General features: G+C 68.0%; 15 protein-coding genes. 9 read left to right on the top strand and 6 right to left on the bottom strand.

Translation table 11 applies throughout. The features are described from left to right. Nucleotides 1–7 precede the first annotated feature (7 nt). Nucleotides 8–901, top strand: a complete 894-nt coding sequence (locus tag ABIN76_RS07250; protein WP_346959033.1) for a TIGR01777 family oxidoreductase — start codon at nucleotides 8–10, stop codon at nucleotides 899–901. A 72-nt stretch (nucleotides 902–973) separates the two neighbouring features. Here ABIN76_RS07250 and ABIN76_RS07255 read toward each other — a convergent pair whose 3' ends face one another. Then, on the bottom strand, nucleotides 974–2,719 hold the full coding sequence (locus ABIN76_RS07255; RefSeq protein WP_346959034.1) for a serine/threonine-protein kinase: 1,746 nt from the start codon (nucleotides 2,717–2,719) through the stop codon (nucleotides 974–976). A gap of 107 nt (nucleotides 2,720–2,826) precedes the next feature. On the opposite strand from ABIN76_RS07255, the gene lipB reads away from it, so the two are divergent. The 4 genes from lipB (at nucleotide 2,827) to ABIN76_RS07275 (ending at nucleotide 5,931) form a co-directional block, all read left to right on the top strand. Continuing rightward, on the top strand, nucleotides 2,827–3,495 hold the full coding sequence (gene lipB, locus ABIN76_RS07260; protein ID WP_346959035.1) for a lipoyl(octanoyl) transferase LipB: 669 nt from the start codon (nucleotides 2,827–2,829) through the stop codon (nucleotides 3,493–3,495). Further along, a complete protein-coding gene (gene lipA, locus ABIN76_RS07265) occupies nucleotides 3,492–4,499 on the top strand; it encodes a lipoyl synthase (protein ID WP_346959036.1) in 1,008 nt (335 codons plus the stop codon). Before lipB ends, lipA begins: the two co-directional genes overlap by 4 nt. Before the next feature lie 89 nt (nucleotides 4,500–4,588). Continuing rightward, a complete protein-coding gene (locus tag ABIN76_RS07270; protein WP_346959037.1) occupies nucleotides 4,589–5,365 on the top strand; it encodes a DUF4191 domain-containing protein in 777 nt (258 codons plus the stop codon). A gap of 203 nt (nucleotides 5,366–5,568) precedes the next feature. Then, nucleotides 5,569–5,931, top strand: coding sequence for a DUF3817 domain-containing protein (locus ABIN76_RS07275; RefSeq protein WP_346959038.1), 363 nt, complete (start codon nucleotides 5,569–5,571; stop codon nucleotides 5,929–5,931). Nucleotides 5,932–6,028: 97 nt separating this feature from the next. Here the strand turns inward: ABIN76_RS07275 and ABIN76_RS07280 are convergent, their stop codons facing one another. Then, nucleotides 6,029–6,466 carry an RDD family protein gene (locus ABIN76_RS07280; protein ID WP_346959039.1) on the bottom strand — a complete coding sequence of 146 codons (438 nt, stop codon included), beginning with the start codon at nucleotides 6,464–6,466 and terminating at the stop codon, nucleotides 6,029–6,031. A 298-nt stretch (nucleotides 6,467–6,764) separates the two neighbouring features. Here ABIN76_RS07280 and glnA point away from each other — a divergent pair, with 298 nt between their 5' ends. The 4 genes from glnA to ABIN76_RS07300 all read left to right on the top strand — a co-directional run bounded on the left by glnA (nucleotide 6,765) and on the right by ABIN76_RS07300 (nucleotide 9,801). Continuing rightward, complete coding sequence (glnA, locus tag ABIN76_RS07285; RefSeq protein WP_138769611.1) at nucleotides 6,765–8,189, top strand: type I glutamate--ammonia ligase; 1,425 nt, start codon at nucleotides 6,765–6,767, stop codon at nucleotides 8,187–8,189. Nucleotides 8,190–8,589: 400 nt separating this feature from the next. Beyond that, nucleotides 8,590–8,808 carry a hypothetical protein gene (locus ABIN76_RS07290; protein WP_346959040.1) on the top strand — a complete coding sequence of 73 codons (219 nt, stop codon included), beginning with the start codon at nucleotides 8,590–8,592 and terminating at the stop codon, nucleotides 8,806–8,808. Between the two features lie 243 nt (nucleotides 8,809–9,051). Further along, complete coding sequence (locus tag ABIN76_RS07295; RefSeq protein WP_346959041.1) at nucleotides 9,052–9,486, top strand: hypothetical protein; 435 nt, start codon at nucleotides 9,052–9,054, stop codon at nucleotides 9,484–9,486. A 21-nt stretch (nucleotides 9,487–9,507) separates the two neighbouring features. Further along, a complete protein-coding gene (locus tag ABIN76_RS07300; protein WP_346959042.1) occupies nucleotides 9,508–9,801 on the top strand; it encodes a DUF6221 family protein in 294 nt (97 codons plus the stop codon). A gap of 64 nt (nucleotides 9,802–9,865) precedes the next feature. Here the strand turns inward: ABIN76_RS07300 and ABIN76_RS07305 are convergent, their stop codons facing one another. From ABIN76_RS07305 to ABIN76_RS07320, 4 genes are all read right to left on the bottom strand, one after another. Continuing rightward, the gene (locus ABIN76_RS07305) at nucleotides 9,866–10,381 is read right to left on the bottom strand and encodes a GNAT family N-acetyltransferase (protein ID WP_346959043.1); all 516 of its coding nucleotides are present in this window, start codon (nucleotides 10,379–10,381) and stop codon (nucleotides 9,866–9,868) included. Between the two features lie 68 nt (nucleotides 10,382–10,449). After that, complete coding sequence (locus ABIN76_RS07310) at nucleotides 10,450–11,199, bottom strand: amino acid ABC transporter ATP-binding protein (protein WP_346959044.1); 750 nt, start codon at nucleotides 11,197–11,199, stop codon at nucleotides 10,450–10,452. After that, a complete protein-coding gene (locus tag ABIN76_RS07315) occupies nucleotides 11,196–12,653 on the bottom strand; it encodes an amino acid ABC transporter substrate-binding protein/permease (RefSeq protein ID WP_346959135.1) in 1,458 nt (485 codons plus the stop codon). The genes ABIN76_RS07310 and ABIN76_RS07315 overlap by 4 nt, the downstream gene beginning before the upstream one ends. A gap of 188 nt (nucleotides 12,654–12,841) precedes the next feature. Beyond that, nucleotides 12,842–15,853: a bifunctional [glutamine synthetase] adenylyltransferase/[glutamine synthetase]-adenylyl-L-tyrosine phosphorylase gene (locus ABIN76_RS07320; RefSeq protein WP_346959045.1), complete on the bottom strand. Its 3,012-nt coding sequence runs from the start codon at nucleotides 15,851–15,853 to the stop codon at nucleotides 12,842–12,844. Nucleotide 15,854 lies beyond the last annotated feature (1 nt).

Below are 15,854 nucleotides of genomic sequence, written 5' to 3' on the forward strand. Positions count from 1 at the left end.
ATGGATCATGCGAATCCTTATTGCCGGCGCCTCCGGGCTGATCGGAACGGCCCTTTCCAGCACGCTGCGCGGCAGCGGCCACGACGTCGCCAGCCTGGTCCGGCGGGCGCCCGCGTCCGCCACCGAGTTCCGCTGGGACCCTGCCGAGGGACGCATTGACGACACGGCCCTCAAGGGCGCCGACGCCGTCATCAACCTTTCCGGTGCAGGGATCGGCGACCGGCCCTGGACGCGGCGGCGGATCAACGAGCTCAGCGCCTCGCGGCTGGGCCCGACGCGGATCCTGACGGCGGCGATGGCCCGGATGGACACCCCGCCGCCGGTCTTCCTGAGCCAGTCCGCCTCCGGGTACTACGGCAACGCCGGACCTGCTGTGCTGCAGGAGAGCGCCCCGGCCGGCAGCGGTGTCCTGGCCCGGATCTGCGTCGACTGGGAAGCCGCCGCCCACGAGGCGCCGGCCGGGGTCCGCGTGGTCACCGCCCGCACGGGCGTCGTGCTGAGCCGCACCGGGGGCGCCCTCGGCCGGCTGCTGCCGTTGCTGCGCCTGGGCGTAGGCGGTCCGCTGGGCAACGGCCGGCAGTACTGGCCGTGGATCACGCTGCCGGACGTGGCGGGCGCGTTCGAGTTCCTGCTGACCGCACCGCTGGCCGGCCCGGTCAATGTCTGTGCCCCGGAAAGCGCGGACGTGAACTCGCTGATCGCCCGGCTGGCCGAAGCACTCCACCGGCCGGCCGTGCTGCGGGTACCCGCTCCCGTGCTGCGCCTGGTGATGGGGCAATTGGCCAACGAACTGCTGCTCGCCAGCCAGCGGATGGAGCCCGCCGCCTTGGCCGGGGCCGGGTTCCAGTGGCAGCACCCCTCGCTGGCCCAGGCAGCGGCATGGGTCGCGGACCGCGGCTAAGCGGCAAGCCCGGCTAATCGGTACCGCAGCTAAGCGGCGCCGCGGCTAACGGTATCGCCGGACGCCGTCGGGCTAGCTCCCGGCGGCGGGCAGGATCTCCTGGATCCGCCATTTGCCGTCCACCGGCACCAGCACCAGGCGAAGCCGCTGCTCGCCGACGGCGGCCGCCTCGGCGACCACTGTTCCCTCGGCATCCCGTTCCCGGTAGGGCGGCGAGGCCACCCTGACCGCGACGACCGCCCGCGCCGCAGTGCTCTCGGGCCGGCGCTGCACCAGGCTCAGGCGCGTTTCGAAGCCGTCCAGCACATGCCCGGTCTTCGCCAGCCGGGAACCGACGCCGGCGTCCGCGGCGGCCGCCGGCGACGCCGGGGCGTTGACCTGGTCGAGCAGCCCAAGGTTCCCCGTGGAGAGCGCGTAGGAACGCAACCCCGCGAGCCCGCGGACGGCGTCTTCCGGCTTCGCTGCGGCGAGCAGCTCCTGCAGTCCAGCCGGCACGGCCCGGGCCGTGGCGGGAACCGGCGTCGTGCCGGGAACCGGCGTCGTGTTGTGCCGGGCCGAGGGTACGGACGACGGCCGGACCTCCGGCGCCCATTCACCGGCAGCCAGCCTCCCGGCCAGCAGCAACGTCCCGAAGACACCCGCCGCCGCGACGCACACGGCCGTGACGAACGCAGCGGTTGCCCGCCGGAGGCCCGGGCCACGGCGGACCGGGCCTGGGCGGCCCGGGCCGCGGCGGATCCTGGCGCTCTGGTTCAGGCCGCGGAGGGGGCCCGCGGCGTGCCGCGCACTGCGTCCCGCCGGGACCTGATCCGGCGGGCCCGGATCCGCCGGAGGTGCACTCCGGCGCTTCCGGTCCCGGAGTCGTGCCGCCCGGCGTTCCCGCGCGCTGGCAGGAACAGAGCGCCGGGTCAGGAGCTGCGGGACGACGGTCGGATGCACCGAGACCGAGAGGTCGACGGGCGCCGGCGGCACGCTGCGGAATATTGCGGCGGCGAGCTCCGCCGCGGAGGGCCGCTGGCGGCGGTCGGCACGCAGTCCCGCTTCGAGCGCGTCGGCCAGGCTGGCCGGAACCGTCGGGACCAGCAGCGGCAGGGGCGGACGCTGCGGTTCCGGCTCGGGCGCCCGGCCGGTGAGGCAAAACCAGCCCAGCGCGGCCAGCGAGTAGACGTCGCGTTCGGGCTGGAGTCCGGCGCGGACCGCATCAACCGGGGCCGGGTCATGGAACCCGTCCGTGCCGGCACGGCCGGACTCCTGCGGGTCTGCCAGCATCCGAGCCACGCCCAGGTCTGCCAGCAGCGGCTTGCCCTGGGCAGTGAACAGCACGTTTCCCGGTGACACATCGCCGTGCGTGAAACCCTTGGCGTGCAGGTAGGCCAGGGCCTGCGCGATCGGGGTCAGGATGGTGACGGCCTCCCCCGCCGCCAGGCTGCCGCGGGCCGAGAGGAGCTGCCCCAGCGATCCCCCGGCGGCATAGTCCAGCACGAGGCCCAGCCCGACCCCGCCGTTTGCGTAACCTACCCGCAGCACGGCGTGCGCCTTAACGAGATGCTCATGGTCGAGGGCGGAGAGGATCAGCACCTCGCGCCGCACCGATTCCTCGGCATCCGCGGCCCGTCCCGGACCCGGCGGCGCCTGCCCCGGCGGCCCGACGAAACACTTCAACGCGACGTCACACCGCGTCATCCGGTCAGTGGCGAGCCAGACGCCGGCGGTGCCGCCGCGTCCCAGCAGCCGTCCGACGTCGTAACCGGCAACCTCCGGAACCGGTGCGGGATCAGCTGCGCAGTCAGGTGGCGCGGACCGTTCGAAATCATCCATGGTTCAGGAATAGCGGATCTTCGGCATCCCTGCAGAAGTTATCCACAGGCGTGAGAGGTTCGCCACAGAATCGGTGGGCGGGACGGCCGAGGACTAAGCTGGATGCCATGACTCTTGAGTTCACCCGGCTGGGTCTCGCTCCGGACTTCGTCGACTACACCCGCGGCTGGGACATCCAGCGCGAACTCCACGGGAAAGTCCTCGCCGGAACCGCCCCCAGCACCGTCCTGCTGCTCGAACACTCCCCGGTCTACACCGCAGGTAAACGCACCGAGGACCACGAACGTCCCTTCGACGGGACCCCCGTGGTGCCCGTGGACCGCGGCGGAAAGCTGACCTGGCACGGCCCCGGACAGCTGGTGGGCTATCCCATCATCAAACTGAAGAACCCGGCCGGCATCCGCGACTACGTGGAGCGCCTCGAAGCCGTCATCATCGCCGTCCTCGCCGATTACGGCATCGACGCCGTCCGGATCAAGGGCCGCGCCGGCGTCTGGATCGAACAGGATGAGAAAGGCCCGGCGCGCAAGATCGCCGCCATCGGCATCCGGGTCCACGAAGGCGTGACCATGCACGGCTTTGCGATCAACTGCAACAACGATCTGGCCCCCTATGGCCAGATCATTGCCTGCGGCATCACCGACGCCGGCGTCACCACGATCGCGCAGGAGACCGGCCGGAACGTCACCCCGGCGGACCTCGTGTCGCGGATCACTGAGGAACTGCGCAACAATGAAGAAGCCCTAGTTGCAACCCATGAAGGAGCCCTACTGTGACACTGGCACCAGAAGGCCGGAAGATGCTGCGCATTGAGCAGCGAAATGCGGCCACCCCGGTGGAACGTAAGCCCGAATGGATCAAGGCCAAAGTCCAGATGGGCCCGGAGTTCGTCCAGCTCAAGAACCTGGTGAAGAAGGAAGGCCTGCACACGGTGTGTGAAGAGGCCGGCTGCCCCAACATCTTCGAATGCTGGGAAGACAAGGAAGCCACTTTCCTGATCGGCGGCTCCGAATGCACCCGGCGCTGCGACTTCTGCCAGATCGACACTGGCAAGCCCTCTCCCGTGGACATGTTTGAGCCCACCAAGGTGGCCCGTTCGGTCCAGGCCATGCAGCTGCGCTACGCCACCGTCACCGGCGTGGCCCGCGACGACCTCGCCGATGAGGGCGTCTGGCTCTACGCGGAGACGGTCAGGAAGATCCACGAACTGAACCCGGGTACCGGCGTCGAACTCCTGATCCCGGATTTCTCCGGCAAACCCGAGCACATCGCCGCGATCTGCGACTCCAAGCCCGAGGTCTTCGCGCACAACGTCGAGACGGTGCCCCGGATTTTCAAGCGCATCCGCCCCGCGTTCCGGTACGAGCGCTCCCTGGACGTCATCACGCAGGGCCGCAAGCTCGGCATGGTCACCAAGTCCAACCTGATCCTGGGCATGGGCGAGACCCGCGAGGAGATCTCCGAGGCGCTGCGTGACCTGCACGAGGCCGGCTGCGACCTGATCACCATCACCCAGTACCTGCGCCCCTCCGAACGCCACCTCCCGGTGGACCGCTGGGTCAAGCCGCAGGAATTCGTGGACCTGCAGCAGGAAGCCGATGAGATTGGTTTCCTCGGCGTGATGTCCGGACCGCTGGTGCGCTCCTCCTACCGCGCCGGCCGGCTCTGGGCCACCGCGATGCGGAAGAAGGGCTGGGAAATCCCCGCCGCCCTCGCGCACATCGAAAGCTCCGGCAGCACCCGACAGGAAGCCAGCTCACTGCTCGCAGCGCACTCCTGATCCACCCGCACCCCCTTGCCGCCCAGGGCCGGCTCCGGAGCAATCCGGTGTCCGGCCCTGAGCCGTGCATCACGTAGAATTAAGGCACTATGGCGAATTCCCCTGACCCCCGCATGCCCAGCTCTTCAGCCCACGGCTCTTCTGCCGTTGAGCCGAAGCGTGGCCTTTTTTCCCGCAAGCCCAAGGAAGCAAAGGTCAAGAAGCCGAGCCGGCTGAAGCAGATCCGCGACGTCTTCCAGATGACCCGCCGGCACGATCCGATGGTGCCGTGGCTGATGCTGCTGGCCTTCCTCGGCGTCGTCGCGGTCAGCTTCCTGGTCGGCTTCCTGCTGGATAACTGGATCACCGGCCTGATCATCGGCATTCCGCTGGGCATCCTGGCCGCCACCCTGATCCTGTCCCGCCGCGCCGAGCGCGCCGCGTTCGCGCAGATCGAAAACCAGCCGGGCGCCTCGGGCGCCGCGCTGGGCACGCTGCGCCGCGGCTGGATTACCGAGGACCAGCCGGTCGCCGTGAACCCGCGCACCCAGGACGCCGTCTTCCGCGCCATCGGACGCCCCGGCGTCGTCCTGGTCAGCGAGGGCCCCAGTCACCGGGTCAAGCCGCTGCTCGACGGCGAACGCAAGCGCCTCGCCCGGATCCTGCCCAACGTCACCATCCACGTGATCGAGAGCGGCCGGGGCGAGGGCCAGGTGCCGATCAGCCAGGTCGCGAAGAAGATGGGCAAGATGAAGAACGAACTGACCAAGACCGAGGTCAGCACCGTTTCGAAGCGTATTTCCTCGCTCGGCAACCGCCTTCCGATCCCCAAGGGCATCGACCCGTACAAGGCCCGCCCGGACCGCAAGGCGGCGCGCGGCCGCTAGGTGCGGACCTTGGCAAAGAGTTTTCCGGGACGCCCCGGTTACCGGCACCACGCCGGCAGCCGGGGCGTCCCGCTTTAACCCGCGCCGCCCCCAGCGATCCGACTAACGACGCCGACGCCGTGCGCCGGCGTCCGCGCACCGCCCATCCTGACGACCCACCCCGTCGACCCACCCCGACGATCCACAGCAGAGGACTGCCCCTCATGAAATTTCCCCCGACGACCGCCGTGATCAGGATTTTCCGGACCCTGGCCGTAGCCGAAGCCTTCAGTTGGGCGGCGCTGCTGGTGGGGATGTTCCTCAAGTGGGTGCTCCGGACCACCGAACTGGGCGTTGAAATTGCCGGACCGGTGCACGGGGCGTTCTTCATCGGCTACGGCCTGGCCGCCCTGTCGCTGTGGCGGCTGCAGCGCTGGCCGTTCCGGGTGGCGTTCCTCGCCGGGCTCGCCGCGGTCCTGCCGTTCGCCACGATTTGGTTTGAACGATGGGCCGGACGCCGCGGGCACCTCAGTGTCCGCACCGGCACGGCAGAGCCGACCCCGGTTCCCGAGCAGGCGCGGGTCTAGGTCCGCGGCCTCGTCGATTAGCCACAAATGGCCGCCAGGCGGTGTGGGATACCGGCCATCTCCGGCAAATCGCCGAAGGTTCGGTGCTGGGCGACCGTTACATCCGGACGAGGACGGTATTCATGGCCTTGTCGTGCAGGCCGCGGTGGTCCGGATCGAAGATGACGGCGGGGACCACCAGGCAAAGCAGGACGCTGCGGACCAGCGCCGGGAGCGGTCCTGCGGGACCGCCGTCGAGCCGGACGACGTGGATGCCCACGATGCGGTGGCCGATGCTGTAGCCCAGCGTTCCAACCAGCAGGGCCTGTTCGACGGCGAAGACCGCCAGGTTCGCCCAGGGGTTTCCGGCGAAGGCGAAGTTGCTGATCAGCAGGGCGATCCCCCAGTCGATGCAGATGGCCAGGATCCGGCGGCCCGCGCGGGCGATGGAGCCCGGTCCTGACTCGGGCAGGCCCAGCCGCTCCCCCGGGTACTTGGAGATGCCGGACGTGTCCGGTCCGCTGAGCCAGGAGCCTATATCTTTGCGATCAACCACCCTTCAAGCCTATCGGCTCCCAGGCAGGGCAACGGGCTGTTCACAATATGGACGCTTCCCGGCCACAGAGCGGACCCGGATAGGCCACACTGTGGACAGCGACTAGCTTTAACACGTCAGCGCATTCTGTAACCTGCCCGAAACAAAGCGGACACCGTGGGGAAATCCCGTGTCCTTAGGGTGGTAACAGTTGCTAGCGGCATCGTAGGCGGGGTGGACACTGCGTTTTCCCCGCCGTTGGACTGCGCTGGACCACACGGCCTGACGGCCAGATCTTTCATATGCGTAAGGAGCATAGATGTTCAAGACTGCGGACGAAGTCCTCAAGTTCATCAAAGACGAAGACATCAAATTCGTTGATATCCGCTTCACCGACCTCCCGGGCGTTCAGCAGCACTTCAACGTCCCCGCCAAGAGCGTTGACGCGGACTTCTTCGTCAACGGCCAGCTCTTCGACGGATCGTCGATCCGCGGCTTCCAGGGCATCGCCGAGTCGGACATGCAGCTCATCCCGGACGTCACGACGGCGTTCGTTGACACCTTCCGCATCGAGAAGACGCTCGCGCTGAACTTCTCCATCGTGAACCCCCGCACGGGTGACCCGTACCACCGCGATCCCCGCGGCGTGGCCGAGAAGGCCGAGGCCTACCTGGCTTCCACCGGCATCGCCGACACCGCGTTCTTCGCCCCCGAGGCCGAGTTCTTCGTCTTCGACAACGTCCAGTACCAGTCATCCCCGCAGGGCAGCTTCTACAAGATCGACTCCGAGGAAGCCCACTGGAACACCGGCCGCGAGGAAGAGGGCGGCAACCTCGGCTACAAGACCCCGGTCAAGGGCGGTTACTTCCCGGTCTCCCCGACGGACAAGCAGGCCGACCTGCGCGACGCCATGTGCATCGCGCTGGACGAGGCCGGCCTTGAGGTCGAGCGCAGCCACCACGAGGTCGGTTCCGCCGGCCAGGCTGAGATCAACTACAAGTTCACCACGCTGACCCACGCGGCCGATGACCTGCAGAAGTTCAAGTACGTCATCAAGAACACCGCGGATGCCTGGGGCAAGTCGGTCACCTTCATGCCGAAGCCGGTCTTCGGTGACAATGGCTCGGGCATGCACTGCCACCAGTCGCTGTGGAACGGCGGCGAGCCGCTGTTCTACGACGAGAAGGGCTACGCCGGCCTGTCCGACACCGCCCGCTGGTACATCGGCGGCCTGCTGAAGCACTCTTCCGCCGTGCTGGCCTTCACCAACCCCACGGTGAACTCCTACCGCCGCCTGGTCAAGGGCTTCGAGGCTCCGGTCAACATGGTCTACTCGCAGGGCAACCGCTCCGCTGGTATCCGTATCCCGATCACGGGATCCAACCCGAAGGCCAAGCGCATCGAGTTCCGCGCGCCGGACCCCTCCTCCAACCCGTACCTGGCGTTCGCTGCCCAGCTGATGGCCGGCATCGACGGCATCCGCAACCGCATCGAACCGCCGGCTCCGATCGACAAGGACCTCTACGAGCTCCCCGCCGAGGAAGCCAAGGACATCCCCAAGGCTCCGGGCACGCTCGAGGAAGCCCTGGAAGCCCTGGCCGAGGACAACGAGTTCCTGCAGGCCGGCGGCGTCTTCACCCAGGACCTGATCGACACCTGGATCGAGTACAAGTACGAGAACGAGATCCGTCCGCTCTCACTGCGCCCGAACCCGTACGAGTTCGAGCTCTACTACGGCGTCTAGTTCATAGGCACAACGAAAGGCCGGTCCGAGGTTTCAAACCTCGGGCCGGCCTTTCGTTGTGTCACGAGCAGCTTTGCCGCGCTTCCCAGTCAGCGAGTTCAGCCGCCCGTATGCATGCGCCCGCGATTCCAGTGTTAGCCCTGTGGTTATACTCATGCTTGGGGGCGCCTTAGACGGTGTATGTCGGAAGCGTTCAGCAGCCTAAGTTTTATCTGCCAACCACCGACAGGAGGTGCGGGGAACCGTGCCAGCGTTGAAACGATTGATATTCCGCAAAGCGGCAGCCGCCGCCGTCCTTTCCGTTGCAATGGGCGCCGGAGGACTCATCACCGCGGCCCCTGCCAGCGCCGCTGTGTGCCCGCCGGGCCAGCAGTGCCTAGTCGGAAAGTCCACAGTGTACGTGTCGGCTGGGACCGTTCTGCGCGCAAACAAGTACGGCTGGCCCAAGGGCGCAAACCTGAGGTACCGCTGGTACCAGAACGGCCACTACGTCGCCGGCGGCTGGAACAGTACCCACGCAGCATGGGGTCCTAAAGGTACAAAATGGGTTGTCCGCGTCCATAACACCAAGGACGACCCAACAATCTTCAAGATCAGCCGGACGTTCATCGTCCGCTAACTTCCGCACGCAGACGCCACCGCCAGTCGTTGCGTCAGCCGTTCCTAACGGTTCCGGAACCAGCGACGGCTGGATAAATCTGGCCAACCGCGCCCGACCACCATTCCGCGGAAACTAGGCGATTCCAGCCCTCGCCCGCGTTCCCCCGTCAAGCCGCTCGGTGCCGCACCTGGAGATAATTAGCGGTCCGTCTCCCGCGTTCGAGGCTACGCTTGGTCTTAGGAACTACATCGAGGAGCGGTGATGTCCCGGTTCCGAAGCTTTATACGCCACCACCTTGTGGCCGACGACCCGGCACCCGGTTACTCGCGCCTGGACCGCTTCGATGGCCTGGGAGCATCATCGGCCGGTCAGTCCGCGCCGGGCGGAGAAGCAGAAGCAATCCCGTCCAGCCAAGCGGCCTCCCGGGACGCGGCTCTCGCCGCCATCGAGGAACGACTCACGGCTGACGAAAACGAATTTGCCGGCGGTGTGGCCGACCAGTCCGCCCGGGACCGGCGCTACCTCCTCGCCCTCGTCCAGGAGCGGCGGTCCCAGATTGAGCGGGTGGAGGACCTGGCGTCCTACCTGGACCGCCTCGGTCCCCATGACAGGCACTACTCCCGGCTCATCCGGACGGCCCTCATCCCAGCAGACGAGAATCGGCCCGAAGGTGGCGAAACCGCCCACCAAGCGTAGCGGCATGGCAGAATCCGTGGTGTGGATATTGTGGAGTTCCTGGAAGCTCGGATCGACGAGGAAGAAGCAGAGCTCCGGCACGCCCCCGTTACGGAGCACCCGGCGGCTCCCCCGCTCGCCGCGCCCATGCGCGCAGAATGTGCCCAAAAGCGGGAAATCCTGGCGCGCTATAAGCGGGCCGCATCGGGCACCGTTGACAGCGCGGACGCCCAGAGCGAGCTGGCGATGGCCCGCCGCGCCATGCTCAACATCCTCGCCGCAGGCTACGAGGACCACCCGGACTTCGATCCGGAGTGGGCCGCGACCCTAAAGTAAGGGACGCCCGCTCCCCACGTGCGTCCCGCCCGCAACATCCCGGGCGGAATGTTCCGTGCGCTGGTCAGAACTCGCGGTACATGATCCGCTGCGGCCCGGCGTCCCCGCCCAAGTATTGCCCGCGGTCCTCGAAGCCGGCTTTGCGGTAGGCGGCCTGGCCGGCGGGATTGGCTTCGTTGACGGACAGGACGACGCCGCGCTGCTCCCCGCCGAGCGCGGCCGTCAACCGGGCGGCTTCCCGCACGGCCGCTGCCGCCGCGGCGGCGCCGAATCCCTTGCCCTGCTGCCTCCGGTCGACAAGGAAGCCACGGAGCAACCAGACGGAGTCGTCGTCGGCCCAGCCGGCGGCGCGTGCGGCCCCGGACTGCAACGTGGCGACGCCAACGGCCGCGCCGTTGGCGTCCATCACGTAGGGGAACCGGGAGTCCTCTTCGAGGCCCATCAGCATCATCCGCAGCGGATCACCGACGAACATCCGCTGCCCCCCGCCCAGCTCCAGCCCGGCGACCTCCCCCAGCTTGATGGCGCGGGCATCGTCGTCGAGGTTCTTCAAGGCGATCAGCCACACGTGTTCAGACATGTCAGAAGAGTATCCAACGCCGGGCCGCCCGGCGGGCCAGCCCGGCGGGCCAGCCCGGCGGCAAGAGCCTAGAGCACCTTGGACAGGAACTCCCGGGTCCGTGACTGCTGCGGGTTGCCGAACAGCTCCTCCGGGGCGCCCTGCTCGCAGATCACGCCGTCGGCCATGAACAGCACCCGGTCAGCCACTTCACGGGCGAAGCCCATCTCGTGGGTCACCAGCACCATGGTCATACCCTCGCGCGCCAGGTCCTTGATTACCTGCAGCACCTCGCCCACCATTTCCGGGTCCAGCGCGGATGTGGCCTCGTCGAAGAGCATGATGTCCGGGTTCATTGCCAGCGCCCGGGCAATGGCCACGCGCTGCTTCTGCCCGCCGGAGAGCGACGCCGGACGGGCGTCCGCCTTCTCGGCGAGTCCGACCCGGTCCAGCAGCTTCAGGGCGCTGGCCCGTGCTTCGTCCTTGCCCTGTTTCTTGGACTCCACCGGTGCCAGCATGATGTTCTCGATCACGGACATGTGCGGGAACAGGTTGAAGTGCTGGAAGACCATGCCGATGTGCCGGCGGACCTCGTTGATGTCCACCTTGGGGTCGGTCACGTCGAAACCGTCCACCGTGACGTGGCCGGCGGTGATGTCCTCGAGCTTGTTCAGGCAGCGCAGGAAAGTGGATTTGCCGGAGCCCGAGGGCCCGATCACGCACACCACCTCGCCTTCGGCGACTTCGGCGTTAATGCCTTTGAGGACCTCGTTGGAGCCGAAGGACTTCTTCAGTTCCCGGACGGAGATCTTGCTCGGTGCAGTGACTGCCGTGCTCATTTGTTGAACCTCTTATCCGCGAAGTTGGCCAGCTTGGTCAGCAGCATGATCACCACGAAGTACAGCACCGCCACGATCAGCAGGGTCTCGGTGATCCGGAAGTTTCCGGCGTAGATCTGCTGGCCCTGGTAGAGCAGTTCAGCGAAGCCGATGGCGAGCAGCAACGAGCTGTCCTTGAGCATGATGATCAGCTGGTTGATAAGGGACGGCGTCATGATCTTGAACGCCTGCGGGACCACGACTTTTTGCATGGACTTGGAGTAGCCCAGGCCCAGGCTGCGGCTGGCTTCGAGCTGGCCCGGGTCCACGGACTGGATGGAGCCCCGGACGATTTCGGTGATGTACGCCGCGGAATTCAGGCTCAGTGTCAGCACTGCGGCCACCCAGATGTCGATCGGCTGTCCGGTCAGCTGCGGGATGCCGAAGTAGAAGAAGAAAGCCCAGACCAGTAGCGGCGTGCCGCGGAAGATATTGACGAAGGTGGTGGCGATTCCGCGCAGGATGACGGACGTGGAAATCTTGAAGAAACCCATGAACAGGCCAATCAGCATGGCGAGGGCGAAGGAGATCGCGGTGACCAGCACGGTGTTCCCGAGACCCTTCATCAGGGCGGGGAAGCTGTTGGCCAGCAGGTCCCAGAAGCTGGACGTGGCGGCCTGCGTGGGGTCCTTGAGGTACTTGTCCAGGATTTCCTGGTACTTGCCGCTGGACTTCAGCTCCGCCAGGCCGGTGTTGAACGCCTTGAGCAATTCGGGGTTCTTGCCCTTGTTGACGGCGAAGCCGTAGGAGCCGCCCTTTTCCTTCTCGGACACGGCCTTGAGGCCGTTGTTCTGGCTGATGCCGTAGGCCAGCACCGGGTAGTCGTCAAAGACGGCGACGGCGTTCCCGGACTTGACCAGTTCGTACATGGTGGCGGACTGGTCCAGGGACTTGACCGTGAAGCCGTACTTGCCGGCAATCGACTTGGCGAACGTTTCGCCCTCGCTGCCGGTCTTGGCTGTGACGGTCTTGCCCCGCAGGTCCTCGTAGCCCTTGATCTCCGTGTTGGACTTGGCGACGGCCATCTGGACGCCCGACTCGAAGTAGGGGTCGGAGAAGTCGTAGATCTTCTTGCGTGGTTCCGTGATGGACATGCCGGCGATCACGCCGTCCACCTGGTTGGAGGACAGCGCCTGCAGGGCCGCGTTGAAGCCGAGCGACTTGATCTCGACGGCGAAGCCCTGGTTCTTGGCGATCTCGCGGATCAGGTCCATGTCGATGCCGGTCAGCTCGCCGCCGGCGTCACGGAACTCGAACGGGGCGAACGTGGTGTCCGTGCCGATGACGAAGGTTTTTCCGGACAGGCTCGACGGCGCGGCGGCCGGCAGCGCTGTACCGGCGGACCGGAGCGTCGCGCCTGCGGCGGGGCGCGCGTCCGAGGGGGCCGCCGCGGCGCCTGAGGCACCGAGGAGCATAGCGGCGAAGGCCAGCAACGCTCCGATGACCGTGGCCGTCCGTGGCCGGGCGGCGCCGGTCTGCTGGAGTCTGGGCAAGGTAAACAACCCCTAGGTAAGTGCGGGAGCCGGCCTCAAGGACCGGCAAAGTACCCCTCGAGGCTACCCGCATTTGCCCGCTGGCACCCGGCGAGGCCGGACAGGGCCGGCTATTGGCCGTAAAAGACGCGCTCGAAGACGGCGCGGGCCCGCCGGCTGAGCCGCAGGTAGTCCTCCTCGAGCTCGGCCGCATTCCCGTGGCCGTAACCGCACCAGCGGGCCACTGCTTCCAGGTCGCGGCGCGAGGAGGGCAGCAGGTCCGAGGCGCGCCCGGTCCAGATCACGTTGGCCGAGCGGATCCTGCTCGCGAGCCGCCAGGCCCGCAGCAGCAGCACCACTTCCCCGGCCTCCAGCAGTTCCAGGCCGGCCGCCGCTTCAAGGGCCTGGACAGTGGAGGTGGTCCGCAGTTCCGGATGCCGGCCGGCGTGCCGCAGCTGCAGCAGCTGGGCGAGCCATTCGACGTCGCTCAGGCCGCCGCGGCCCAGTTTCAGGTGCCGTGCCGGGTCCGCGCCGCGGGGCAGCCGCTCGGATTCCATCCGGGCCTTGATGCGCCTGACCTCGCGGACATCCTGGTCCGCCACGGAGTCGGGATAGCGGATCGGATCGATCAGTGCCAGGAAGTCGGCGGCGAGTTCGTCGTCACCGGCCATCGGCCGGGCCCGCAGCAGCGCCTGGGCCTCCCAAATCAGGGACCAGCGGCGGTAGTACTCGGCGTAGGACTCCAGCGACCGTACCATCGGCCCGTTTTTGCCCTCCGGGCGCAGATCGGCGTCCACCGTAAGCACCCGTTCGGCGAGGATCGCCGGTTTCAGCGGCTGGGTCAGCAGGCTGGAGAGTTTGCCGACGATCCGGGCGGCCTGCTGCTGGGCCTCGTCCTCCGGCACGCCGGGCAGGCCGCGGTGCACGTACATGACGTCGGCGTCGGAGCCGTAGCCGATCTCCCGGCCGCCGTGCCGTCCCATCGCCACCACCAGGACCTTGGTTTTGAGCGGCTCCCGGGCCGTGACCACCGTCTCGGCCACCCGGAGCGCGCCGAGCATGGCGGCACGGTCCGTGTCGGCCAGGGCGGCACCCACCTGGTCCTGGTCCAGCAGTCCGGCGCTGTCCGCGATGGCGATCCGCAGGATCTCGCGCCGCCGGATCAGCCGGATCAGGCGCATGGCGCTTTCCGGGTCCGCGTGCCGGGACATCTTGGAGGTGATTTCCAGCCACTGTGCCTCATAGCTGAGCGGGACCAGGTCCTTGTCCGAGCCAAGCCAGGCCACCGATTCCGGCGAGACCTCCAGCAGGTCCGAGATGAGCCGGGAATTGGAGAGCACGTGGCAGAGCCGTTCGGCTGCCGCCGTCGAATCCCGCAGCAGGCCGAGGTACCAGTGCGTCGTGCCCAGCGCCTCGCTGACCCGGCGGAACGCGAGCAGGCCGCCGTCGGGGTCCACCCCGTCGGCGAGCCAGCCCAGCAGAATCGGCAGCAGCTGGCGCTGCAGCGCGGCACGGCGGCTGACCCCGCCGGTAAGCGACTCGATGTGCCGCATGGCGCCGCGCGGATCGAGGTAGCCGAGCGCGGCGAGCCGGCCCTGCGCGGCTTCGGGCGTGAGCTTGGCTTCCTCGCTGCTCAGCGCGGCGGCGGTGTTCAGCAGCGGCCGGTAGAAGATGCGTTCGTGGAGTTCCCGTACCGAGCGCTTGGTTTTCCGCCACGCCGCCAGCAGCGCGTCGGGGTGTGGGCGTTCGTCAGAGAACGGGCCCAGCACGGCTTTGGCGAGGGAGCGCAGCGAGGCTTCCTTGACCGGCATGAGATGGGTGCGGCGTAGCTGGAAGAGCTGGATGCGGTGCTCGAGCAGGCGCAGGTAGCGGTAGTCGCGGTCGAATTCCTTGGCATCGGAGCGTCCGATGTAGCCGCCGGCGGAGAGGGCCGCGATGGCCGAGGTGGTGTCCCGGCAGCGCAGGGTTTCGTCCGATTTGCCGTGCACCAGCTGGAGCAGCTGGACGGTGAATTCGACGTCGCGCAGGCCGCCGCGGCCCAGTTTGATCTGCCGCTGCTCCTCCTCGGCCGGGATGTGTTCGGTGACCCGGCGGCGCATCGAGCGCACTGATTCGACGAAGCCTTCGCGGCCCGCGGAGGACCAGATCAGCGGCGCGACGGCGGCCTCGTAGCGTGCGCCGAGCGCGGCGTCGCCGGCGATGGTGCGGGCCTTCAGCAGCGCCTGGAATTCCCAGCTCTCGGCCCAGCGCGCGTAGTAGCTCTCGTGCGAGGCCAGGGTGCGCACCAGCGGCCCGGACTTCCCCTCGGGCCGGAGGTTCGCGTCCACCTCCCACAGCCCGGGCTCGCGGCTGGTGGACATGATGGCGCGCGAAATCCCCGAAGCCAGGGCGGTGCCGATGGTGTTCGCCCGGGAGTCCTCCAGCGCGCCGGGGTCGATCACGTAAATCACGTCGACGTCGGAGATGTAGTTCAGCTCGCGGGCGCCGCATTTGCCCATCCCGATCACGGCCAGTCCGACGTCGGCGACGTCCGCGGCGCTGAACTGCTCCGCCGCTTCGGCCCGGGACACCGCGAGGGCAGCTTCGATCGCGGCGCCGGCCAGGTCCGCCAGTTCGGCCCCGACGGCGGGCATGAAGTCCAGCGGGTCGGCGGCGCAGAGGTCCTTGACGGCAAGCTCCACCAGGCCCCGCCGGTACGCGGTGCGCAGCGCCGCGTAGCCCTCCTGCCCGGTGAGGGCGGCGACCGGCCGTGCGGCCTTCGGGTCGGCGCGGACGGACTGCAGCAGCCGGGTGCGCAGCTCACCGGCGTCGGCGGCCTGCGGCTCCGGGCTGGCGGTCGTGTGGAAGGCGTCCAGGTGTTCGGGGTGCCGGATGAGGAATTCGCCCAGCGCCTCGGACGCGCCCAGCACCCGGTACAGCGGTTCGCTCCGGTCCGGTTCGGCCGCGGCCAGCTTGCGCAGGTCCGGGTGCTTCTCAATCAGCCGGACCAGGGACTGCAGCGCCGTGTCCGGGTTGGCGGCCAGCTGCAGCCCGGCGAACAGGGCATCCTCATCCAGGCCCGCCAGTTCCGGGGCAGCCAGGAACCGCTCGCCCTTCTCCAGGTCGTTGAAACCTGCGGCGATGAGGCGCCGTGCCAGGCTCACC

The organism is uncultured Arthrobacter sp. (genome assembly GCF_964021775.1).
In the GTDB taxonomy this organism is placed as follows: Bacteria; Actinomycetota; Actinomycetes; order Actinomycetales; family Micrococcaceae; genus Arthrobacter.